Annotated in this window: 22 protein-coding genes and 1 tRNA gene; 16 read left to right on the top strand and 7 right to left on the bottom strand. The window is 41.0% G+C overall.

Going from position 1 to position 23,936, the window contains the following annotated elements:
- Nucleotides 1-29: 29 nt before the first annotated feature.
- The 6 genes from ssb (at nucleotide 30) to FD16_RS03895 (ending at nucleotide 6,529) form a co-directional block, all read left to right on the top strand.
- Entirely contained in the window at nucleotides 30-584 is a 555-nt protein-coding gene (gene ssb, locus FD16_RS03920) for a single-stranded DNA-binding protein (protein WP_010620994.1), read from the top strand.
- 24 nt (nucleotides 585-608) lie between these two features.
- Entirely contained in the window at nucleotides 609-845 is a 237-nt protein-coding gene (gene rpsR / locus FD16_RS03915; protein WP_010620995.1) for a 30S ribosomal protein S18, read from the top strand.
- A gap of 115 nt (nucleotides 846-960) precedes the next feature.
- Nucleotides 961-2,979, top strand: coding sequence for a DHH family phosphoesterase (locus FD16_RS03910; RefSeq protein ID WP_010620996.1), 2,019 nt, complete (start codon nucleotides 961-963; stop codon nucleotides 2,977-2,979).
- Nucleotides 2,980-2,984: 5 nt separating this feature from the next.
- On the top strand, nucleotides 2,985-3,437 hold the full coding sequence (gene rplI, locus FD16_RS03905) for a 50S ribosomal protein L9 (RefSeq protein ID WP_010620997.1): 453 nt from the start codon (nucleotides 2,985-2,987) through the stop codon (nucleotides 3,435-3,437).
- Between the two features lie 27 nt (nucleotides 3,438-3,464).
- Nucleotides 3,465-4,850, top strand: coding sequence for a replicative DNA helicase (gene dnaB / locus FD16_RS03900; protein ID WP_010620998.1), 1,386 nt, complete (start codon nucleotides 3,465-3,467; stop codon nucleotides 4,848-4,850).
- A 500-nt stretch (nucleotides 4,851-5,350) separates the two neighbouring features.
- On the top strand, nucleotides 5,351-6,529 hold the full coding sequence (locus tag FD16_RS03895) for an MDR family MFS transporter (RefSeq protein ID WP_010620999.1): 1,179 nt from the start codon (nucleotides 5,351-5,353) through the stop codon (nucleotides 6,527-6,529).
- Between the two features lie 88 nt (nucleotides 6,530-6,617).
- Here FD16_RS03895 and FD16_RS03890 read toward each other — a convergent pair whose 3' ends face one another.
- The 3 genes from FD16_RS03890 to FD16_RS03880 form a co-directional block, all read right to left on the bottom strand.
- Complete coding sequence (locus FD16_RS03890) at nucleotides 6,618-7,670, bottom strand: DUF6287 domain-containing protein (protein WP_010621000.1); 1,053 nt, start codon at nucleotides 7,668-7,670, stop codon at nucleotides 6,618-6,620.
- Nucleotides 7,671-7,803: 133 nt separating this feature from the next.
- Entirely contained in the window at nucleotides 7,804-8,229 is a 426-nt protein-coding gene (locus FD16_RS03885; protein WP_010621001.1) for a hypothetical protein, read from the bottom strand.
- Between the two features lie 266 nt (nucleotides 8,230-8,495).
- Entirely contained in the window at nucleotides 8,496-8,687 is a 192-nt protein-coding gene (locus tag FD16_RS03880; RefSeq protein ID WP_010621002.1) for a hypothetical protein, read from the bottom strand.
- A gap of 292 nt (nucleotides 8,688-8,979) precedes the next feature.
- Between FD16_RS03880 and FD16_RS03875 the strand changes: the two genes are divergently transcribed.
- The 4 genes from FD16_RS03875 (at nucleotide 8,980) to FD16_RS03860 (ending at nucleotide 12,109) form a co-directional block, all read left to right on the top strand.
- Nucleotides 8,980-9,288, top strand: coding sequence for a hypothetical protein (locus FD16_RS03875; protein WP_010621003.1), 309 nt, complete (start codon nucleotides 8,980-8,982; stop codon nucleotides 9,286-9,288).
- Between the two features lie 350 nt (nucleotides 9,289-9,638).
- Nucleotides 9,639-10,382 (top strand): glucose 1-dehydrogenase, encoded by a 744-nt coding sequence (locus FD16_RS03870; RefSeq protein WP_010621004.1) that lies wholly within the window; start codon nucleotides 9,639-9,641, stop codon nucleotides 10,380-10,382.
- Nucleotides 10,383-10,616: 234 nt separating this feature from the next.
- Entirely contained in the window at nucleotides 10,617-11,153 is a 537-nt protein-coding gene (locus tag FD16_RS03865) for a TetR/AcrR family transcriptional regulator (protein WP_010621005.1), read from the top strand.
- A 131-nt stretch (nucleotides 11,154-11,284) separates the two neighbouring features.
- Nucleotides 11,285-12,109, top strand: coding sequence for an SDR family NAD(P)-dependent oxidoreductase (locus tag FD16_RS03860; protein ID WP_029508277.1), 825 nt, complete (start codon nucleotides 11,285-11,287; stop codon nucleotides 12,107-12,109).
- Between the two features lie 177 nt (nucleotides 12,110-12,286).
- On the opposite strand, the gene FD16_RS12730 is transcribed toward FD16_RS03860, so the two are convergent.
- On the bottom strand, nucleotides 12,287-12,448 hold the full coding sequence (locus FD16_RS12730; protein WP_155804304.1) for a hypothetical protein: 162 nt from the start codon (nucleotides 12,446-12,448) through the stop codon (nucleotides 12,287-12,289).
- Between the two features lie 45 nt (nucleotides 12,449-12,493).
- Here FD16_RS12730 and FD16_RS12725 point away from each other — a divergent pair, with 45 nt between their 5' ends.
- Nucleotides 12,494-12,670 carry a hypothetical protein gene (locus FD16_RS12725; protein WP_155804305.1) on the top strand — a complete coding sequence of 59 codons (177 nt, stop codon included), beginning with the start codon at nucleotides 12,494-12,496 and terminating at the stop codon, nucleotides 12,668-12,670.
- 83 nt (nucleotides 12,671-12,753) lie between these two features.
- Nucleotides 12,754-14,493, top strand: coding sequence for an ABC transporter ATP-binding protein (locus tag FD16_RS03855; RefSeq protein WP_010621009.1), 1,740 nt, complete (start codon nucleotides 12,754-12,756; stop codon nucleotides 14,491-14,493).
- Between the two features lie 370 nt (nucleotides 14,494-14,863).
- Here FD16_RS03855 and FD16_RS03850 read toward each other — a convergent pair whose 3' ends face one another.
- The 3 genes from FD16_RS03850 to FD16_RS03835 all read right to left on the bottom strand — a co-directional run bounded on the left by FD16_RS03850 (nucleotide 14,864) and on the right by FD16_RS03835 (nucleotide 18,961).
- Nucleotides 14,864-16,675 carry an LPXTG cell wall anchor domain-containing protein gene (locus tag FD16_RS03850; protein WP_010621010.1) on the bottom strand — a complete coding sequence of 604 codons (1,812 nt, stop codon included), beginning with the start codon at nucleotides 16,673-16,675 and terminating at the stop codon, nucleotides 14,864-14,866.
- Nucleotides 16,676-16,926: 251 nt separating this feature from the next.
- Nucleotides 16,927-17,943 (bottom strand): virulence RhuM family protein, encoded by a 1,017-nt coding sequence (locus FD16_RS03845; protein ID WP_010621011.1) that lies wholly within the window; start codon nucleotides 17,941-17,943, stop codon nucleotides 16,927-16,929.
- A gap of 945 nt (nucleotides 17,944-18,888) precedes the next feature.
- Nucleotides 18,889-18,961: transfer RNA gene (locus FD16_RS03835), tRNA-Lys, on the bottom strand.
- A gap of 228 nt (nucleotides 18,962-19,189) precedes the next feature.
- Between FD16_RS03835 and yycF the strand changes: the two genes are divergently transcribed.
- The 4 genes from yycF to FD16_RS03815 are packed head-to-tail and all read left to right on the top strand — an operon-like array spanning nucleotide 19,190 to nucleotide 23,913.
- Complete coding sequence (gene yycF / locus FD16_RS03830; protein ID WP_010621013.1) at nucleotides 19,190-19,891, top strand: response regulator YycF; 702 nt, start codon at nucleotides 19,190-19,192, stop codon at nucleotides 19,889-19,891.
- Nucleotides 19,892-19,905: 14 nt separating this feature from the next.
- Nucleotides 19,906-21,777 carry a cell wall metabolism sensor histidine kinase WalK gene (gene walK, locus FD16_RS03825; RefSeq protein ID WP_010621014.1) on the top strand — a complete coding sequence of 624 codons (1,872 nt, stop codon included), beginning with the start codon at nucleotides 19,906-19,908 and terminating at the stop codon, nucleotides 21,775-21,777.
- A complete protein-coding gene (locus FD16_RS03820; RefSeq protein WP_010621015.1) occupies nucleotides 21,755-23,062 on the top strand; it encodes a YycH family regulatory protein in 1,308 nt (435 codons plus the stop codon). Before walK ends, FD16_RS03820 begins: the two co-directional genes overlap by 23 nt.
- Nucleotides 23,063-23,082: 20 nt before the next feature.
- Nucleotides 23,083-23,913 carry a two-component system regulatory protein YycI gene (locus FD16_RS03815; RefSeq protein ID WP_010621016.1) on the top strand — a complete coding sequence of 277 codons (831 nt, stop codon included), beginning with the start codon at nucleotides 23,083-23,085 and terminating at the stop codon, nucleotides 23,911-23,913.
- Nucleotides 23,914-23,936 lie beyond the last annotated feature (23 nt).

The following is a 23,936-nucleotide window of genomic DNA, read 5'->3' as shown; positions in this document are numbered from 1 at the left end:
TATAACTTGTCAGAGAGGAGTTTTAGTTTATGATTAATCGTGCAATTCTTGTTGGGCGTTTAACTAGAGATCCTGAGTTGCGATACACAACTAGTGGAGCTGCTGTGGCCACCTTCTCACTTGCCGTCAACCGTCAGTTTACTAATCAAGCCGGCGAACGTGAAGCTGATTTTATCAACTGCGTTATTTGGCGTAAGTCAGCGGAGAACTTCAGTAATTTCACTCATAAGGGATCCTTAGTTGGTATTGATGGCCGAATTCAGACCAGAAATTACGAAAACCAGCAGGGAAATCGAGTTTATGTCACCGAAGTAGTTGTCGAAAACTTTTCGTTGCTTGAACCTCGGTCACATAATCAAAACTCTGGTTTTCAGCAAAATAACGCTGCGCCAAGCTTTGATAACAATCAAGCTGCTCCTCAATCATCAATGGCTAATCCGTTCGGTTCGCCAGCATCATCTAGCAACAATGGTGGCAATAATAGTGCTAACAGTGCTGCAAATAGTGCCGCAAGCAGTGCAAACGATCCGTTTGCAAGCAATGGCGAATCAATTGATATTTCCGATGATGATCTACCGTTTTAATCTCTAAACGAGGAGGAAAATTCAATGGCTCAACAAAGAAGAGGCGGACGTCGTCGCCGTAAGGTTGACTTCATCGCCGCAAACCATATCGAATACATCGATTATAAAGATACTGATTTATTGAAGCGATTCATCTCAGAACGCGGTAAGATTTTGCCACGTCGAGTAACTGGTACTAGTGCCAAGAACCAACGTCGTTTGACTATTGCAATCAAGCGTTCACGGATCATGGGTCTTCTACCATTCGTTGCCGAAGACTAATTAGTAATTCAAAAAGCTATTCAAGCATATACTTGAATAGCTTTTTATATACTCAAAATCAGGACTTGAAGTGTGATAAAATAGGAATAACGTACGAAAGTCTAGGAGTATCTATATGAAATTCTTTGAACGTGAAAATTTACCGTTTTTTCTGCGCAATTCTCAAGTAAGCTGGATTGCGCTATTCCTGTTTGCCGTTTCGGCTACGGGAGTCATTTTTTCATTTATTATTAATATCATTCTTGGCATTATAGTGTTGATTTTGGTTCTGGTCGGTTTGTACTTTGTCATGGAAGCCCTGCATCGGCTAATGTTAGATACTAATAAATATTTAACGGATCTAGCCTATCATATTCGACGAGGTCAGCAAGATGCATTCTTAGAAATGCCAATCGGCCTCATTATCTTCAATGAAAACCATGGCATTGAGTGGATTAACCCATACATGGTTAAGTATTTTGATCAGAGTGATGTAATTGGCAAGAAGCTAGGTGATGTGGATGAACAACTTGATAAACAGGTTGCTAAACATGAAAAAGATGATCATCCAGTCACCATTAAATGGGGCGATCGACGCTTTACTATGCTGGTGGAACCCGCATTGCATGCCATTTACATGATGGAAATTACACGCTACGCCAAGATTGAAGAACATTACGAAAATCAGCAGGTTGTTTTGGGTAACATCTATCTTGATAACTATGCTGAAGTGACGCAGGGGATGAATGACTCCGAAGTGTCTAACTTGCGCAACTATGTGACGTCTGAACTAAATTCGTGGGCGAAGAAATATGGTCTATACATGAAGGTGATTGACGTTGATGATTATCTGATTATTGGTCATCAGCATACACTGCAGACCATTGAGGATAATAAATTTGGTATTTTGGATACAATTCGTGAAAATACCTCTAAGCAAAATTCACCAATTACATTAAGTGTGGGTATTGCTTATGGCGATGATGACTTGAATAAACTCGCAGATTTGGCGCAAAGTAATCTTGATTTAGCACTCGGGCGTGGTGGTGACCAAGTGGTGGTTAAAGCTGATGGCCAGCAAGCTCGTTTCTACGGTGGTAAGACTAATCCAATGGAGAAGCGGACGAGAGTGCGGGCACGGATGATCAGTCAGGCACTGCAGGAATTAATGTCTGAATCAGACCAGATCTTTGTTCAGGGCCATCGGGCTCCTGATATGGATTCCATTGGCGCTTGTTTGGGTATTCGACGGATTGCTAAAATGAACGGTAAGGAATGTTGGATTGTCCTTGATGATAATCACATTCATGCCGACATTAAACGACTACTACATGAAATTGACGGCTATCAAGATATTAAAGATCACATTATTTCAATTAAAGAGGCCGAAGAACGGGCCACAGACCAGAGCTTGCTAGTGATGGTTGACCATTCGAAACCAAGTATTTCAATGTCTGAACAAGTATTTAACCGTCTCCAAAATCGGGTCATGATTATCGATCATCACCGACGAGGAGAGGAGTTCCCAGAAAACCCAATTTTGGTGTATATTGAACCTTACGCATCATCGACGTGTGAATTGATTACCGAAATGCTGGAATATCAACCACGTGAAAGTGAATCACTCAATAAACTGGAAGCAACGGCTATGTTGACGGGGATTCAAGTTGATACAAAGTCGTTTACTGCCCGTTCTGGGACGCGAACTTTTGACGCGGCTAGTTATTTAAGGTCAGCAGGGGCTGACGGCTTGCTGATTCAAGAGTTCATGAAGGAAAATGTTGATAGTTACCTGCAACGGAATCATTTGATTTCCATGGTTTCAATTATGGACGGCAAGTTTGCATTTTGTGCTGGCGAAGACGATCAGGTTTACGGATCTGTGACAACCGCGCAAACGGCTGATTCGTTGCTGCAAATGGAAGGAATTGATGCATCGTTTGTAATTACGTTGCGTTCTGACCATTCTGTCGGCATTTCCGCTCGTTCTATGGGTGATTTCAACGTACAAGTGATCATGGAGAAGATGGGTGGCGGTGGTCATTTGTCCAATGCAGCAACACAAATTGCCGATAAGACAGTGTCCGAGGTTCAAAATGATTTAATTGCCATTCTCCATGGTGATGATGAAGATAAACAAAATGATGAGGAGTGATTAGCATGAAGGTTATTTTTATTGAAGATGTTAAGGGACGCGGCAAGCGCGGCGAGGTTAAGGAAGTTCCAGATGGCTACGCTCAAAACTTCTTGATCAAAAAAGGTAAGGCTAAGGCAGCTACTAATCAAGCCATGAGCCAGCTGAAGGGTCAGCAACGTGCTGAAGAAAAGAAGCAGGCTGAATTACTTGAAGACGCCAATAAATTAAAAGAAATGCTAGAAAAAGATGAGACGGTTGTTGAATTAAAGGCCAAGGCTGGTACTGACGGTCGACTCTTCGGTTCAATTCCAAGCAAACAGATTGCACAAGCTCTTAATCAACAGTACAATGTAAAGCTGGATAAGCGCAAAATTGAATTGAACGAACCAATTCGCGTGCTCGGTTACACCAATGTACCTGTCAAGCTTTACCCACAGGTGACGGCAAAGATCCGCGTGCATGTTGCCGAAAAGTAATTAACTAGTAAAGAGGACAAAACCAACATGAATAATGATGTCTTAAGTGATCAGACACCACCTCAAAACATCGAAGCCGAAAAGGCGGTCTTAGGGGCCATCTTTTTGTCTGGCGATGCGTTGGTGGAGTCGATGGAATATATAACGCCGGATGATTTTTACCGGCGTGCTCATCAGATTATCTTTGAAAAGATGATCGCCATTAACGACCGTGATCAACCGATTGATCCGTTAACGATGAGTGAAGAACTACAAAAAGATAACCAAATGGACGACATTGGCGGCATGACTTACATTGTTGAGCTTGCTAAGGCCGTGCCAACTGCCGCTAACGTGGCATACTACGCTAAAATTGTGCGTGAAAAGGCAATTACGCGGCGTCTAATTAAGACGGCAACTGACATTGTTACCAAGAGTTACCAAGGTGATGAAGAGGTTACCGACCTGCTGGATGACGCTGAGCGGTCCATAATGAACGTTTCCGAGTCGCAAAATCAGGAAGGGTTCAAGGATATTAAGGACGTCTTAAAGGGCACCTTCGAAGAAATTGACCGGTTATCACAGCAGGAATCAACTGTGACTGGTTTATCGACTGGCTATCCTGAATTAGATAAGATGACGACTGGGTTACATTCTGATGAATTGGTCATTATTGCTGCTCGCCCGGCCGTGGGGAAAACCGCGTTTGCGTTAAACATTGCGCAAAATGTTGGTACCAAGACTGATAAGACGGTGGCTCTGTTTAGTTTGGAAATGAGTGCGGAGTCGTTGGTTAACCGGATGTTGTGTGCAGAGGGTGGTATTGATGCCAATCACTTGCGGACTGGTCAATTGGATGAAGACGAATGGAATAAATTAGTTGTTGCGATGGGTAGCTTGTCTAAGACTAGTATCTATATTGATGACACTGCCGGCATTAAGATTGCGGAAATTCGGGCTAAATGTCGTCGATTGGCTAAAGAAAAAGGTAATTTAGGCTTAATTTTAGTTGATTACCTGCAATTGATTGAAGGCACGAACCACGAAAACCGCCAACAAGAAGTTTCTGATATTTCGCGTCAGTTAAAAAAGTTAGCCAAGGAGTTAGGTGTACCTGTCATTGCACTGTCACAATTATCACGTGGCGTGGAACAACGTCAGGACAAGCGACCGGTATTATCAGATATTCGTGAATCAGGTTCAATTGAACAAGATGCCGATATCGTTGCGTTTCTGTATCGTGATGATTATTACGAACGAGATAATGATAATGAAGATAACCCGTCAGATCCACGAGATAATGAGGATGAAAATGTCGGCGAAGTTGAAGTCATTATTGAAAAGAACAGATCGGGTCCGCGTGGTACGGTGAAGTTATTATTTGTGAAGTCATATAACAAGTTTTCATCGATTGCTTATGTGCCGGATCAGTAGAAATAGAGTGCGGAACCAAGCGCTTAGGCATTTTGATATAACGGGAAAAATGATTAAGCGTTCGTACTTTGAATGATTGATTATTTTTTCCGTTATATCATGGATGCCTGCTTGGTGGAGCATGTTTCAAATAGAGTGCGGAAGAGCCCGGTTAGATCATGAGCATTAACATGATAAATCTAATTATTCCCGATTTTGGAATAATTTGATTTATTGTGTTAAGCGGAGTGATCTGGGCTCAAGCAGCACGTTTCAAATAGAGTGCGGAAAAGCCCGGGTTGAGGCTGGTGGATAGTGGGCTTTTAATCATTGATCGTGGTCTTTGCGATTGATGGTTAAAAGGTCACTATCCATGGGCCTCAGGGCTATTGCAGCACGTTTCAACAATCCTGTATTAAAAAAACAAAACCAAGAGGTCTTTTCCACCAATCCAAAGGTGAAAATCACCTCTATTTTTATCATCAGGTAATCATAACCAAAAGTAAAAAGGAGGATGCCCAGTGCAACACTCACTGAAGCTGCGATGGTTAATCGTTGGTGCGTTTCTTAGCAGTATCGGAACAAGTTTTATTTGGCCACTAACGACAATTTATTTGCATAATGAGTTGCATCAAACACTCACAACAATCGGTGTCGTGTTATTGATGTACTCAGGCACGAACGTGGTTGGTAGCTACTTAAGCGGTATTTTATTTGACAAAACTAATCCGCAAATATTAATGACGATCGGTTTACTGATTGATATTGCAGCGATGGTGAGCCTAGTATTTTTGAACGGGTGGCCAGTTTATCCGTTACTACTAGCAGTGGTGGGGTTCTTCAATGGTTGGTTGACAACACTGGTCAATTCCTTAGGAACGCTAATTCGCGGCAGGGACGGTCGCTATGTATTTAACATGATCTATTTTGCGATTAATTTAGGTATCGTGTTGGGGACTTCAGTTGTTGGTTTCATGTACCATGGCAGTGTGGCACCAATGTTTATCGTGACCTCATGTTTGTATGTAGTATTTCTATTTGTGGTACTTCGATTTTACCGCGTCAAACGACAAGCTCCTAAGACTAAAATGGAAAAAAAGACACCGACTATTAAGTTGCCTCGAGCCAACTTAACGATTATGTGGACATTCTTTATTTCACTGGGTGTAATTTGGATTATGTACGAGCAGTGGGTCAGCAACATGTCTGTGTACATTACTGGTCAGGGAATTTCAATGCCATTATACAGTTTGCTGTGGACGATGAACGCCGCATTAATTGTTGCCCTGCAAGTATTAATGGGCTGGTTAAGTCATCGAATTAAGAACATTTATCTGCCAGTGTATATCGGGATTTGTTTCTGTGCCGCATCTTTCATAGTCTTACTTTGGGCGCACAGATACGTTGATTTTGTGATTGCGATGATTATTTTGACGGTCGGTGAGGCGACGGCATTTCCAACCATTCCGGCAATTGTGAACGACCTATCGCCGGTTGAAGTGAAGGGTAAGTATCAAGGCTTGACTAATGCGTTCTCTTCAGCTGGTAAAGCGTTGGGACCGCTATTTGGCGGGCTAATTATTGAAAGCATTTCATATCATGCGTTGTTTGGAGTTTGCGCCGCAGCAATTATAATTGTCGATTTGACAATTTTCATTGTGGTTCGTTTCAAACACAGGCAAACTGAATATTATAAATAATGTGCAAATTTGAAATATTGCCGAATAAAAAAGCTCATCACTGACCGTCAACCGGTCGGAGATGAGCCTTTTTTTTAATTAGCACTATTTATTCTTTGTAGTAAGCTTGAGATTGATAGCCGCTTTGACCACCACCCATGATTAAGCGTGCTTTGCTGGAGTCTGAATCATCAGTGCTGCCAGCTTTGACACCTTTGGGGATGATACTGATCGGTTGTAGTCCTGATCCTTCAGAAACATCCGGGTTAAATGTTCCATAAGACCCCATCATATAACCATCTTGGGTACTACCTGAGGTGATTACAGTGGGATAGCCATCCTGATCTTGTCCACTGATCACAGCACCAACAGAAGCGGCATAGCTACTGCCTGCGGGTGGTGTAGTAGTCTTAGAAGTGACAACGATGGTTTGACCGTCTGACGGATTTTTCCAAGTACCGACCAGGCTAGCAAAATTATTGCTGGTCAGCTGAGTTAAATCGATATCCGCGCTTGATGATGTCTTAGTTGAACTGGTAGCTGATTTATTAGTTGAATTTTGGGATGTACTGCTGGACGAAGCGCTACTGTTGCTAGTCGAATCTTCTGCAAAAACTTCTTCGTAAGAGTTATTGCTGGTCCAAATAACAATCAGATTTTGTTTATTACCAACTGATCCATTGTCGGTGGTAAATTTATTGAAGGTGCCTTTTGGATAAAACGTTACAGTCCAGTTAATTGAAGCTGTGTCAGCGTCCCTTAGTTCCGCTGTGAGGATATTATCTTTAGTGCTAAATTTTAGTCCGTGACTGCCATTAGTATCAGTTAATTTATTACCCTCAACACTCATGTCACCGTTCTTAATTTGATCTGCTGAAACTGTTAGCGAATCTGAACTACCCGCCGTTAATTGATTCTCATCACTGCCTTTAGCGGCGTAGCCAACTTCTTTCCAGTTACCCTGCAAAGTGGTGTAGTCGCCATTAGTAATTTGGTCGAAATTCATTTTGTTGGCGCTTGTAGAACTTGATACTGACTTTGAGCTAGTTGCAGCACTAGATTTGCTACTCGAACTGCTGCTTTTTTGGCTTGAATTGCCACAGCCTGCTGCCCCAAGCAAGACAATGGTCGTTGCCAGCAACATAGATACCTGTTTTTTCATTTACGATTCCCCCAAGAATTGATGTTGTTGATCTTACATAATCATGTGTTAATTTATATCTTATAGTCAGTTTAATTGAAAAACGACGTCTAAACCATAGCTTGAGGACAAAAAATGACAGCCACTTTGACTGTCATTTTTTGTATATTGCCTGCATCATTTGAAAATCCAATGCCTTCCATTGCTCACATAATTTCATTTTTTCAAAGTATGATTGGCGGATTTCCTCAGATTTAGCATCGTGTTCCGTTGAAATGTCTCTAATATGCTGCCAAATAGCAGGGATATAATCAGTGTAACTATCAAAGTTACCAAATTCTGCCAATTCATGTCTCATGTAGTATCGCAGTGATCGATGAATTAAGCGAGCACGGCTAACGGTGAGTGGCACGGTAAATGTATCATTATATTCATTGAAGTGTTTGATAAAACGGTTAATGGCCATAGCAGGAATATCAAGGTAATTACTAATATCTTTAGTAGATTTACCACCGAAATAAAGATCAAGGATTCGCATTTTTACAAGTGGTTCCAATCCACGCGGTTTATTTTTACTCACGACGTCACTTCCTTGGAAAATGTGCATACGACTATCGATAATGTCAGTATACTATCTGAAATTCGTGGATAAAATTCAAACGCCTTGTGAAATAAAAAAAGCCCCCTGAAGTGATGGTTCAGGGGACAAACTCAATTGTACTAACTAAATAATTGCGCATTGGAGAGCGCTAAATATTTGCTAGCAAGAATATCGTATACGAAAACGTTCAAAATGGCAATATTATTGTCTTTATATTAGATAACTGATCGTTAAATGTGCATATATTACTCTTTTTCACCGTCATGGAACATTTTTGAAAGATAGTGTGATTGAATTTGATGCATTTTGTTGAACCAAGTTGGATCAGCAGCCTTGATTTCTTGGTACATACCATCAATAATTTTAGACAAAATATCACTGAACTGATCCAGCTCTTCATCGTTTAGAACTTCTAAAAATCCGGGAATTTCTTGCATTACTTTACTAGCTTCATGACGATCACTGTCTGTTAAACTGACAATGGTGATTCGACGGTCTGTTGTTGATTTTTCTCTCTGAACGAGGCCTTTTTTTCAAGCTTGCGGACAAATTATGCTGTCGATTGAGCAGTAATGTGCAATCGAGAAGCCAAATCTTTTTGAGCAACATGATCTTCTTGGATCAACTAGCATTAATTCACCACTTGCAAGAAAGTATCCGCCTGATGGACAAGGCGCAAATTATCAAAGTTGATGTTCATCAGTAGTGTTCAGATAAGAGGAGATCTAGATGAGCCAAGCTAAAATTCCAGTTGCTTATTACCACAAACCAGACAAACGATTGCGAGCAACCCAGGATAAACTGTTTGCGGCGTTGCAAGCATACTATGAAACGGGTAATGACTTTAACACGTTGCAGGTTACCAAACTGTGCCAGAATGCAGGGGTTGCTCGCCAAACATTCTATCGGCACTATGACGGAATTGGCGAAATGGCAGTCATGATGTTGTCACCACGCATCGAACTAGACAGTCAAAAAGTGGATCTTCATTCTTTTGCGCGGATTTTAACCAGACTGACAAAACAAAATGGCGTCTGAAAGATTTTAGATGGTGATTGCATTTATGAACGTGATGAACTGGTACCAGTACTACCGGGAGCACCAATTAAGATTGACATAGACGAAATAGCATCATATAGAGACAGCTATCAAGGCCTTTGCTACGTAATGGCACGTACCGGCTTGACCAGCAGTCAGGATTTACCTGGTGAGGATCAGCCAGAGACGGTTGCTAAATTATATGGTGATGCGAGTGAATGGTTTTTTAACTAGATAAGATACAAGGTTGGACTAGATTGTATCGGTACTGTTGATATTCGGTTTGTTGCCGGTTAATCGTGATATCGTGATTAATTGTAAAAACAAAACGAATATTTGGAGGGTCGATTATGACTAAACAACTTGAAGGAAAAGTCGCATTAATTTCTGGATCAACAACTGGCATTGGACTGGGAATTGCACAATGTTTTGTAGCTCAGGGCGCCAAGGTGATTATTACGGGTCACAGCCTGCATGATGAAACGCAAACATTTCTAGCTCAAAACCATGATGTCGCAGAGTTTAAAGAGTTAGAAGTTACTGATGAAGATAATTGGGCATCCGTTACGAAGGACGTGGTTGCTAGTTATGGTCATCTAGACGTTCTGGTTAATAATGCAGGGGTATTTCCAAATCCTGTTTCGATTGATGAAGAAACCTTAGAGGATTGGAACCGGGTCATGGGCATTAACCTAACCGGGACCTTTCTGGGCATCAAACATGGTATGAAGGCTATGAAACGGGGAAACGGTGGTTCAATTATCAATATTTCGTCTGTGGAAGGAATCGTTGGTGAACCTAATGCGGCGGCTTATAATGCCAGCAAGGGTGGTTCTCGTTTGCTCACTAAGTCAGCTGCCTTAGACGCAACGACTAATGGAGACAATATTCGGGTTAACTCTGTGCATCCCGGCTTCGTGAAAACTAACATGATTCCAGATGAAGTTGATCAAGCTATGAGTAAGTTAACTCCTCAGGGACACACGGGCAAGCCGGAAGATATCGGCAATATCTGTGTTTATCTCGCTTCAGATGCATCGGCATTCGCTACTGGGGCTGAGTTTGTTGTTGATGGTGGGTTTAGTGCTCGGTAATTGATAGTCTGTAGATGGTACCAAGGTTCATTGTTTAATGCTTTAACTTATATAGTCTAAACGTGTAAAAGCCGGCTGCCCCCGGTCACATAAGGCTCCAAAGGCCAAAATCCTAATTCGGGATTTTAGCCTTTGGAGCCTTATGTTCTGGGAGCAAAACGCCGGTTTTTGCACTCTTTTTTTAAATGGTTATACTGATGATTAATAACAGATTAGTCAAAGGTGGGGGCCATTATGGATAAACGGATCGTTAAAACTCAACGGAAATTGTGGACGGCTTTATTTACCATTCTGGCAACTAAGAATATTGATGATATTACTGTCACTGAGTTGTGCAGTATGGCAGACATTACCAGGCGCACCTTTTACCGCACGTTCAGCAATGTTCCAGCGGTTTTCGATAGCTATAGCGATTACCTAAATGAACAGGCTCGCCAGACTTTGTCTGCACAGTATGCGGACGTCAATGAATTACTCAGTGCGTTTGATCGGCTAGTTACCGAAAATTACACTGGCCTGAGACTGATTTTCACCGATCAGCGCCACTTACGATTGGTTGATAATTTTGTGGACGCCTTTTATCAGAGCTTGTGTCAGGTAGTGTTGAATAATCAGCATAACGTCCATAATCGCCTAGTCATGAAGTATGTGGCGAGCGGAATTCTGGGGATGATGGCCGAATGGTTTAAGAGCATGCCAGAAGTTAAGTACGGCGAGCTGGCAAAAGTTGTGAAGCCGATGGTTAAGAGCGCAATGGGGATGCTGACGTAATTACCCATTTGCGCATGATAGATCGGTTGACTTAAATTAGCCGGCCGGGTAGTATCGCACCATACAGAGAATCATTAACAACAGGTGTTTAATTCGACATGCAACGATTATTAAATAAAGGGGCGGTTCAAATGGCTAGAAGAGTAGTATTTATCACTGGTGCATCAAGCGGTATGGGTTATGCAGCAACTGAATTATTTGCCGAACGTGGTTGGGAAGTGTATGCCGGTGCACGGCGGGTAGAAAAAATTCCAACGGGTGACACAATTCATGCGATGTCATTGGACGTTACTAGCAGTGAGTCAATTAAAAAATTTACACACGACGCACTAGAAGATGCTAACGGTATTGATGTGTTAATTAATAATGCCGGTTATGGTGAATACGGACCACTTGAAGAAGTTAGTATGGAAAATGCACACAAACAGGTTGATACCAACTTATTTGGTGCAGCTGAGATAACTAAATTAGTCCTGCCAACAATGCGTAGTCAACAGGCTGGACGCATCGTTAATATTTCATCAATTGGTGGTGAAATGTATTCACCCCTGGGCGGTTGGTATTACGTAACTAAGCATGCTTTGAATGTTTGGTCTGATACGTTGGATACTGAAGTAAGTCAGTTTGGTATTCGATCAGTCATTGTTGAACCAGGTGGCACCCAATCGTCCTGGATGGAGATTGCCATGGCAAATGCCAAAAAGAATCTGAAAGAGGATTCGCCGTATGCCAAGATAGTTGATAACACAACCAGGTTATTTACTCGCATGGGGAACAGCTCAAACGCAACATCCGATGATTTGGCAGAAGTCTTTTATAAAGCAGCCACTGACCCAAAGCCGAAATATCGTTATTACCATTCTATTGGCGATCACCTTGTCGGTCACATTGCGCGAGTTCATCAGCACCTATTTAAGGGTGTTATGACTTACGCAATCAATAAACTAGATAAATAAAAGGTGATTGATCTTTAACACATAAAGCCTCCAAGACTAAAATCCTGTGAATTATAGGACCTTAGTTTTGGAGGCTTTATGTGTCGGTAGCAAAGCAAGTTTTCGACTAAAACAGATTATTTGAATTTATGGATCCAGATGACTATTATATGTGGTTGCAATTAGTATTTGACTTAATTATTTGTTGCGTCTTGAAAGTAAGTTGCGCGCAATTTGGGTGACGCCTAGACGGAAGATGATTTTACCTTGATGATTCTGGTGATCCATCATGGTCTTAGCGATCGAGCCACCGCCTTCTTCTACGGTCCGCATCATGATTCCACTTTGATGTTTGTTCAAATCGGTTGAAATACCGCCGGAAACGAAGATTTACATGGTAATGCCATGCGAACGTTTGAGATGTTACATCAATTTAGTTCGGATGGGATCAACCAGGCAATGGTTTTTGCCTTTATCCATGGGCTGATTCAGTTAACGAATGCTGGTCATACGGAAGTTGAAAAAGGGCTATCTGACCCTCAAAATTTGATTACGAACTTCGTAAAAAAAATGGCTGAGTAGTTTTTCAACGGCCAGTGTACCAATATCGGTTATTTTAAAAAAGTTGCGGGCGCATTTATTAAAAAATTAAGAAGGTGAAAGTAATGGATGAACAAACACCAATAATGGGGAGTATGTTTAAGTTTGTCTTTGGTACTGTGCTAAAAAAGCGCTGGTTACTAGTGTTGAATGTCATTGCACTAACAATTATTACGCTGCTTCAATTTGTAGTACCACAGATCGAACAGTACATTATCGATAAAGTGATCCCGGATAAGAGCGTGGCACGCTTGTTGGCCGTAATTGGCATTTTAATTGTTTCGGCGTTGGTACTGGCTGCATTCAATTTCTTGTCGACCTATTATATGAGCGTGATGAGTCAAAACGCGATCACGGAACTGAGAAATAATTTATACGATGACATTTTGAAGCAGGATACGGCCTTTTTTGAGGATCGTAAGACTGGTGATCTGATGACAAGGCTGACCAGTGACATCAACAATTTGCAGAGTTTGATTTCTTCTAATATGTTGAGTGTGATTGGTAATATGTTTACCTTTGTCGGCGTTCTCATATTAATCTTTTGGATTAACTGGGAAATGGCTCTGGCCGTTAGTCTGACTTTTCCACTAATGTTTTTAGTATATCGAGTGTTTCGGACGCGGATTCATCAAGCCTTCCGGGCAGCTCGGGCAACGCAAGGACAAATGTCTGATCGCATGCAAGAGACGTTGACCCAAATTGATCTAATCAAGAGTTACACGAGTGAACCTTACGAGATGGATCGATTTGGCAAGATTGCCGATAAGAACCGTAAGAATATGATCAGTGCCGGCTATAACCAGGCCATTTTTAGTCCTTCCATTGATACAATCAACTACCTAGGAGTCGCTATTATCCTGCTACTGGGTGCGTTATTCATCATGAAGGGCCAATTAACGGTTGGACAACTGGTAGCCTATATTAGTTATGTGGCGATGGTTCAATCACCAATTCAATCATTATCACGGTTACTGAATCAACTGCAACAAGCTCTGGTATCCTATGGACGAATTGAGCAAGTTTCAAGTTATGAACCACAAGTTAACGATGCGCCAGATGCAGTTGATTTTCCTGGCATTCATGAGGGTGTGAGCGTGGATCACATTAACTTTTCGTATAATAACCAGCCAATTTTAAACGATGTGAGCTTTGATATTCCAGCAGGAAAGACGACTGCGCTAGTTGGTCGCTCTGGTTCCGGTAAGACAACCATTACGCGAATGTTGGTGAGACTGTACGATCTCGATAGCGGCGATATCAAGTATGATGGTGTGTCAATTCGTGATATGAAAATGAGTTCGTTACGTGAAAATGTGGCCATTGTGTCGCAAGATATTTACATGATTGACGGCAGTATTCGCGACAACGTTGTGTATGGTCGTCAAGGTGCTAGTTATGACGATATTTGGCGGGTGTTGGACCTTGCAGATTTGAAATCATTTGTTGAATCTTTACCTGATCAGCTTGATACACAGGTTGGTGAACGGGGGATGAAATTATCTGGTGGTCAAAAACAACGGGTAGCGATTGCCAGGGCACTGTTAAAAGATGCACCGCTGATTATTTTGGACGAAGCAACCGCTAGTCTGGATAATGAATCAGAAAAGGCCATTCAGCACGCACTGGATAACTTGTTGCAGGAACGGACTTCATTGGTAATTGCGCACCGTCTTTCGACGATTCAAAATGCTGATCAGATTATTGTCCTAGATAGCGGTAAAGTCGTTGAAACTGGTGATCATCAGTCGTTGATGGATAAGAATGGGGCTTATGCGCGGTTGTATAAGGCGCAGTTTGAGTAATTGCTTATTTATAAACGACAAAGATGGCCGAATATATCCCAATTTTTGCCAAAATAGGTCAATATTGAGCGATTTTTGAGGAAATTAGATTGAAGTTCAATCAGTTTTGCATAGAAATTGAAGATTTGTGGAATTGACATACAAGAATTTTGAAAATTCGCCTGATTATTGGTAAACATTTACCAAAAGTAGTCAAATTTAACCTATTTTGATGTTAAAAGTGGTATTTTTGTACCAGTTTGGTCTAAATTCGGCCAGTTATGTGTTAAATTTGCGAGTTTGGTATTTTACTTTACAGAATTGCATATAAAAAGTTCCATGACCGATAATTGATCATGGAACTTTTATTTACTGAGGTAGTTTGAGTCTTCTAATTAGTATATTTTTTACGTAGTCCAAACATTCCTAACAGAGTAGTCAACGTTAACATTCCTAGTCCTAAAGCCGCAACTTCATTGTTATTAGCGTCACCAGTTTGCGGTAATGCATTGGAAGAAGCCTTTTTGTTTGTGGTCATCTTCTTAACGGGAGTTGCAGTTACTTTAGTGGCTACAGCTTGTTCAACTTTAGCTGGTTTAACGATATTATTTGAATTTGTTACTTGTGTTACTGATGAACCTTGTGATGTGCCCGTTGATTCATCGTTACCAGTAGTAACGCCGGTTGTATTGTTACTATCAGTCGAGCCATTACCGTTAGTATCAGAATTACTATCATCACCAGTTGACGCATTATTATCGGTAGTACCACCATTGTCAGTGTTACCGTTGTTGTTTTCTTGTTGTTGGATAGCGTCGTCAATTGCTACAGCTACGTGGTAATTTTGTAGTGCTTCATCGTACGCTGCTTGAGCGCTAGCATATGCTGAGGTTGCTTGATCAAGTGCTGCATTGGCAGCGTCTGCTGCGGTTTGGGCATCAGCTAAATTTTGTGCAAGTTGTGTTAATGTTGCCAATTGACGTTGAAGAGTGGTCAATTCTTGTTGATCCGTTGCTGCAGTGTTACCGTCTGAAACTAACTGGTTTTCAGCTTCATCAAGTGCAGTTTGTGCGTTAGCCAGATCAGTGGCTCGGTCTGCCGCCGTGGTTTGCAGATCAGTTAACGTTGCTTGCTCTGACGTTAAAGTAGCCTGATCATCGGCTAGTTGTTGCTCAGCCGCTAGCAGTACTGCCATGGATTGTTCTGCCTCAAGCAAAGCAACTTGATCATCTTGAACTTTTTGTTGTGCGGTAGCTAGTGTATCTTGTGCAGCGGTTAAGGCTGCTTGTGAACTTTGAGAAGTTGCAAGGGCACTGTTAGCTGCTATTTGTGCGTTCATAAAGACCGTTGCAGCATCAACTGCATTTTTGGTAGCTGTAGCCGCTGCCGCCTGTGCATTAATGGCCGCGATCATTGTTTCATCAAAAGCACCAGTTTCGGCTGCCAATGCGTCGCTGTAGGCTGCTTTAGCTGTGTTTTCAATGGCAATTAAAGAGTTCATTGTATCGCTAGCTGAATCTTCGGTTGCCTGAGCTGCACTGTAGACAGCTGCGTCGGATGCGGCAGCAGCGCTGGCTGATGTTACTGCGTCGGACGCAGCACTCTCAGCGGCTGTATCTGCTGACAAATTATTTTGTGCGTCTGTTAAATTTTTAGCAATTAAAGTTGGGTTCATGGCGTCGATTGAATTTGAATCGCTAGTGACGGCACTTTGAGCCTGATCAACTACTGTCTGTTGAGCGGTAACCGCATTATCTGCCGTTGTTTTAGCCGCTTGAGCTGAGTTTACAGCACTTTCTTGGTTTGTTACGTTAGTCCGATCGGCCGCAACTCGATCATTAGCACTACTGGTAACATCAGATTGGCTGTTGACTTCGCTTTGAACTTGTTGAATATGTTCAGGTGTTGCTTCAACACCGGCACTAGATGCTGCAGCCAACGCATCGTTTGCAGAGCTGGCAGCAGCACTAGCGGTGGAATACGCAGCAGAAGCAGTACTTAAAGTATCGGCTGCACTTGACACCGCTGCCTGAGCACTATCAACATTACTGCTTGCAGCCGCCGCGCTTGAAGATTGTGCAGCGGTGGGAACTACATCGGCGTGGACCGTGTGATTTGCGTTTGCCGCGGTGTAGCCGAAAATACCAAAACTTGCCAATAACATTGCACTTTTTACTGATAAATACTTATTATTCTTCTCCATTGTTATCCCCCAATTCATTTTTAACCATTGCTTACCCCGATTATATAATGGGGGGGTACGGTTACCATACGTTGACAAACATTGTTTAAATTAAATGGTGATAAATAAGAAAAGTTTAGTTGAAAAAAATAAATAGATATCAAAAAACAGTATTATAACTACCTGGATGGCAGATATAATGCTGTTTCTATGATGTGTGTCTTAGATTATTAAAAAAATGATTATTAATTTGCTGGCTTTGGACTAGGTATTTATTCTTTATCAGAATCAATCATTTTTTTTACCTGTTTATCAAAATCAGAATTGATTTTCTGTGTTTTGTTGAATTCATCGTATTCAGCAGAAGCTTTACTTTTGGCAGTTTTCATTGATACAGATCCGTTATTGGGTAGTACTTTATATTCACGGAACGTTAGAAACCGATCGATGCTATCAGCAAATTCAGACATGGTAAATGCGTTACGACGTTCAATTAAATCCTCGATATAGTCAAAGTAGCTTGATACGTTACGTTCTAAGGCTGTAATCTGCTTTTTGTCGAGGTAATTTTTAGCAACTTGAGAATCGCTTTTTAATACACGGCCATTTGGTGAATTTTTCCAAGTAGTCAGTCCCATATGTGGTTTAGTGTGATCTGCTTGCTCGTTGATAATTTCAGCGGCGGTGTGACCAGTGATGGCGTAATGAAACTTATTTTGAACGGTAGCATAAAACTGTTTTGCTACTGGACTATCTTTATCATAGTCAGAACTAATTTCAGCAAAAATATCAGTAACTTTTAACCAAATACGGCGTTCGCTAGCTCTGATAGAGCGAACTCGTTCAAGTAATTCATCAAAGTAATCTTTGTCTAATAGGTTAGAACCTTGTTTTAAACGTTCATCATCAAGTACAAAGCCCTTTATCATGTACTCTTTTAGTGTTTGAGTAGCCCATTGCCGAAAGCGGGTAGCTTGTAAAGAATTGACACGGTAACCTACTGAGATAATAGCGTCAAGATTATAAAAATTTGTTTCCCTGGATTGCGTTTTTCCTTTTAATGCTCCATGTTGAGTGGTTATTACATTTTTTGTAACAACCACTTTTTCATCTAATTCACCACTATCAAAAATAGTTTTAAAATGGCGGCTAATTGTTGGAATACTTACATCAAATAGCTGTGAAATAGATTTTTGAGTTGTCCATATCGTATTGTCAGAAATAATCACGTTGATGCCTACATTTCCGCGCTCTGTTTTATACAGTAAAAATTTTGCCTGTTTATCCATAGTTGTGTGTTATCTCCTTTAAGAGTGTTTCGACTATCTGCTCAGTGGATAGCCTTTTTTATTTACGTAGTCGTTGTGCTCGTTTGATGTAATTCATGATGTTTGTCTGCTGAAATCCTGTTCTCCAATGTAATATGTGTGATTATCGACATGAAAGCCTGTAACTGGGAATGAGTGGTTTAGGTGATGAACGACATTATTAACTGAAACGATGCTACTTGATAGGGTAGCAGTGCCAGAAGCTAATACTTTAACGCTTGTTTTGCATCTTTGTTTGTTCTCTGAAATCACGGCACAGCATTCTGTGCGTCTTCATCCGTACTTTTTTTCATTGATTATCTTGCTTTTGTTGTTTGGAGATATTGAAAAAATGATTATGTTTATTTTGCATATTCTGAAGAATTTTCGAGTGGTTAAATGCCAATTTTTTTGCTTGACTAGCAAATTTCAAGCGTTTCAGTTTCTAAAATACCAGATATCATTTATTAAACTCTTTTGTGCTCTTTCAGTATATCAAATTGCAGTACGAAAAATAAAACAGATGAAGAGAGGCTAACTTATGAAAAATGTCCAAAATGTGGATTTAAAAATGATGATGCATGTTTCTGTAATAATTGTGGTAGATATATTGTAGGTGCTTCAATTGGCAGACGTGAACAAATATTGGTTGAATTAAACGGTGATAAATAAGAAAGGTTTAGTTGAAGAAAATAAATAGATATCAAAAAACAGTATTATAACTACCTGGATGGCAGATATAATGCTGTTTTTTTGACGTGATTATCTAAGTAGATTGAAAAAATGTACACAGCCCACTGACTGTGCACCAATTAAATGAAAAAATAAGTATCATTTTTTATTCGTTTGGTATAAAATCTATGCAAGAAAAAAGCTTGTCACTACGGTGTTTTACCACGGCGTAATAACAAGCTAATTGTTGATTGATGGGCAGTCAGGGGATCGAACCCTGGACCCACGGATTAAGAGTCCGTTGCTCTGCCAGCTGAGCTAACTGCCCATGTCATATCTTATCGACTAGAATATAATATCATTTTAGACAGACGTACGTCAACACTGTTTTTTGAAAAAAATGTAAAATGAGAGAATTCTAACTTTTTGAAGAAGAACTACCTATAATGCGCAATATTTGTCATGTGGTATAATAAAACTACTTGTGAAGATATGAAGAAAACAAAATGACTAGTAATAATAAATTGAGTGAATTAATTGTGGAGGAACTTATCATATGAAGAAAGTTTTAGTGGTTGATGATGAAAAACCAATTTCTGACATCATTAAGTTCAATCTAGCGAAGGAGGGTTTTGACGTCGTCGTTGCGTACGATGGTGAGGAAGCCCTGGAAAAGGTTGAAAGCGAAAACCCTGATCTGATTGTTTTGGATTTAATGTTACCAAAGGTTGATGGCCTCGAAGTTGCCAAACGAGTACGGGCTAATCATACGACACCAATTATCATGGTGACAGCTAAAGATTCAGAACTGGACAAGGTTTTGGGCCTCGAACTAGGTGCTGATGACTATGTCACTAAACCATTTTCTAACCGTGAACTGGTTGCGCGGGTTAAAGCTAACCTGCGTCGTCAGGAGACGGTCGAATCTGCTGAACCAGATGAGAATGCCGACATTACTGTTGGCGATTTAACGATCCATCCGGAAGCATACACTGTTTCTAAGCGTGGTGAAAATATTGAATTGACTCACCGTGAGTTCGAATTATTGCACTACTTAGCCCAACACATTGGCCAAGTAATGACACGTGAACATTTGCTCCAAACCGTATGGGGCTATGACTATTTCGGTGATGTGCGGACTGTCGATGTGACTGTCCGTCGTCTTCGTGAAAAAATTGAGGATAATCCAAGCCACCCAACGTGGTTAATCACGCGTCGGGGGGTTGGATATTACTTGAACAATCCTGAAAATGACTAGGAGTACCACATATCTTGAACAGCAAGATTAAATTCTTTCAATCGATTCACTTTAAAATCGCTCTCGTTTTTGCGCTAATGCTGATATTAACGCTGGAAGTCGTTGGGGCGGTTTTTGTGCGTCAATTGGAACGTCAAAATCTCAGTACATTTAAACAACAAATTGAATTACCATCATATGTCGATAACTCTTTGTCTGAACAGCTAGTACGGACGAATACGAAGTCTGCAAATAAGCAAATTTCTCAGATTTTATCTGATGTTAACAATTCGAACATCACCGAAATTCGTGTCTTTGACAGTAAAGGCGTCATTCGTGGTACCAGTAACGTTAACAATCAGTCGATTGTCGGTGAAAAGACGACCGATGAGAACGTTAAGAATGCCATCTATAATAACCGTTCATACAATCAAAATGTGTACGATGATTCCAACAATACCCGCTACTATGTTTCGGCGGTTCCGTTGCTGAACACGTCCAGCAGTAATAATAACGTGGTTGGTGTGCTCTACATTAAGGCTAACCTAGAAAGCGTGTACGCGAATATTAACAGTATCACGTTGATTTATCTGTCAGCCGCGCTAGTTGCGATCATCTTAGGATTATTCATGGCAATAGTTATTTCCCGGGCAATAACCCGGCCGATCGATGAAATGAAGAAACAGACTATCCGAATCGCTCGTGGGGACTTTTCTGGTCAAGTGCACGTTTATGGAAATGACGAATTGGGTCAACTGGCAGGTGCAGTTAATAACTTGTCAGTGCGTGTTGAAGAGGCTCAAGACTCTACTGAAGCCGAACGACGGAGATTGGACGGAGTGCTAACGCACATGTCTGATGGAGTTCTCGCTACTGATCGTCGTGGAAACGTGACAATTATTAACGAAACAGCGGCTGATCTATTGTCAACGACACCTGATGAAGTCCGTAGTAAATCCATTCTAGACGTTCTTGATATCCGTAAAGACTACACAATTCGTGAACTACTAGATAATCAGGACGAAGTTATCATTGATTTGTCCAGTGGTAATCGTGAATTGATCTTACACGCCTACTTCTCACTAATTCAGCGAGAATCCGGGTTCATTAGTGGCTTAGTCTGTGTGCTACATGATATTACCGAGCAGCAAAAAGTTGATCGAGATCGGAAACAATTTGTTTCTAACGTGTCACACGAATTGCGGACACCATTAACCAGTGTGCGTAGTTATGTTGAAGCATTAACCGACGGTGCTTGGGAAGATCCAGACGTTGCACCAGGCTTCCTGAAAGTTGTCCAGGATGAAACAGATCGCATGATTCGTATGATTAATGATCTGCTCAGCCTGTCTCGAATGGATTCCGGTACTTCAAAGCTTGATTTGGAGTACGTCAACTTGAATGAGCTATTCAATTATATTTTGAATCGCTTTGATATGATTTTGAAAAATGAAAATGAAGACGAATCAAGTAAAAAATACTCGATTGATCGTGTCTTCACCAAGAAGGACCTTTGGGTAGAGGTTGATACTGACAAGTTCACCCAAGTCGTTGATAACTTGATGAATAACGCTGTTAAGTATTCGCCGGATGGTGGGGTAATTACTGCCCGTCTGCTGGAAACCCACAACCATGTGATTTTAAGTATTTCTGATCAAGGTTTGGGAATTCCACGCGCCGATATTCCGCATGTCTTTGATCGCTTCTTCCGTGTTGACAAGGCCCGCTCAAGAAAGCAGGGTGGGACTGGACTAGGACTCGCCATCTCTAAGGAAGTTATTAATATGCTGGGCGGTCAAATCTGGGTCGATAGTGTTGAAGGCCGTGGCTCGACCTTCTACATTTCATTGCCATATGTACCGTATGAGGGAGATGAATGGGACGATGATTCGCAAAATTCGAAGTAATTGGCTACCGATCGTTTTAACGATTGCTATCTTGGTCAGTTTAGGACTATCATTTTTGATTTGGACCAATCCATCCCGTTTTGGCAAGGAACACGATAGTAGCAGTTCTAGTAGTACTAGCCAGCTGACCAGCAAGACGATTGCTGACACTTTTTTGCCAAATCAAGTGGTGCGTAACGGCAAAACTGGTGGCCAATCTTTGCTGTACGCAAAAAAGAGTAATTTATCTAGTACAGTTCAAGCACAGGTTGAAAAAATGGCATTTGGTCATATCACTAAAATTTCGAACGGTGATGACCAGCGATTTTTGGCAGTTTTAAATCAGAAAGATGCTCTGGTATTGAACTATCCTAGCAGCATTACAACGTCGATTTTTAACGAGACGTTTAAACAATCCGTTAATCAGAAAAAGATTAGTGAAATCGATCAAATTGTCATTCCAACTAACGGCAGTCATGAAGTTTATTTGCTTAAGGATGGTAGTCTGACTGTTTATCGAGTTAGGATTAAGGGCAAACCGGATTACGATAAGATCAAACAAGTTGCTAAAAAGAGCACTGAGAGAATTAAGGTGGATGAACAATTACTCAACAAGCGTGTCATCATTGCCTTTCCAAAGAAGACCTCAGTACCGGTCTACAGTTATATGATGACTAAGACGAGTGACAGCAGTTTTACCAATGCTCTTCTTGATACAAGTAGTTCTAGTAGCGTTTCCGTTCATAAAAAGGGCAGCGTGACGACATATACTGACGGTAGCGATAAACGCATGACTATCAATAGCAAAAATGGCAAGGCAACATATGAGAATTTCCTCAGTAGAACTGACCAAGTTGCCGAAAACCAATTCTTAACCAAGAGCTTTAAGCAGCTATCTAAAATTGGTATTTCGCTAGAAAATATTCGATATGACGAAATGAGTACGAAAAATCGGGAAGTTACCTACCGGACTTATGTTGAGGATTTCCCTATTTATAATGATCGCGGCTATGGAACTGTTAACTTTAAGTATTCGAAGAGTGGTAAACAAACGTATCACTTCTCTTTGTACAGCTTGGAAGTTCCAATTCCTAACAACTCAAAGCAAAGCATTCCATCAACTGAGGACGTGCTTTCGTCTTTGAATAATGCTGGGATTAAAACGGCCGATATCCAAGATATGCGTATCGAGTATGAGTGGGGCAATAGTCGTAAGTCTAATTCAGTAATTAACCTAAAACCAGCGTACTACGTTAAGTATCAAGGTAAGTGGTCTAACTACGAGACACTAATTAACAACAAATAACAAAGAAAGGGGGCCAAACCATGAACTTTCGCCGAATTCAATGGATCTTCTTGATTGCATTTATCGCGATTGATATTTTTCTTGGCTTGTCGTTGACGTCTGATAAACCATTTACGGTGACCAGCAAATCAACTAGTCAAGAATCTGCGATCATCAAGGAAATGAAGAATGATTCAATCACAATTGGCAAGCTATCAAATAAGCTTTCGTCAGGGTATTACATTTCCAGCGATGAAAATGATAATGCGTTGCAAAATAACGTTTCAAAGCTGAAAAACCAAGTTGCCAGTTATAGCGATAATGAATTGAACAGTACTTTCGAGTCAACGATCAAGATTGATCCAGCTCACCCACAAAAGGTTTTGAATAAGGTGATTAAAGATCAAAGCAAGGTTCTGTTTGGTACCCACTATGTTTACGATGCTCGCTTGAGCGCTGAAAAAGATGGTATGATTGTCTACGTTCAAAAGGGACCAGATTTACATGTGCTGTCAGATGACGGCCAATTGCGTTTTAAAGTACGCAATAAGGATACCGTTACGGGCTACACTCAGACATACATGAGTAATATTCAAATCCTTCGTGAAGAGGAGACGACCATTAGTCAAAAGAAGGCGGTCTTCTGGTTATACCAACACAATGAGATTCCAAACAACTCAAAGATTAAGTGGGCGAAGCTCGGGTACGTCAAACTACTTTCATCTAAGGGCAATAACGTGTATATTCCAACTTGGGTAATCGGCATTCAGACGAAGAATACAGATAGTACTCAAATTCGACAGATTAACGCGTTTACTGGAACGTTGATCAAGGCCAATTCTAATTTATTGAATGAATCTTCTTCTAATTAAGAGAAACAACAGGCGAGAGGAAA

Source organism: Paucilactobacillus suebicus DSM 5007 = KCTC 3549 (assembly GCF_001434475.1).
Taxonomy (GTDB): Bacteria; Bacillota; Bacilli; order Lactobacillales; family Lactobacillaceae; genus Paucilactobacillus; species Paucilactobacillus suebicus.
Note: the sequence above shows the minus strand (reverse complement) of the source record. Positions and strands in the feature narration are given on the sequence as shown.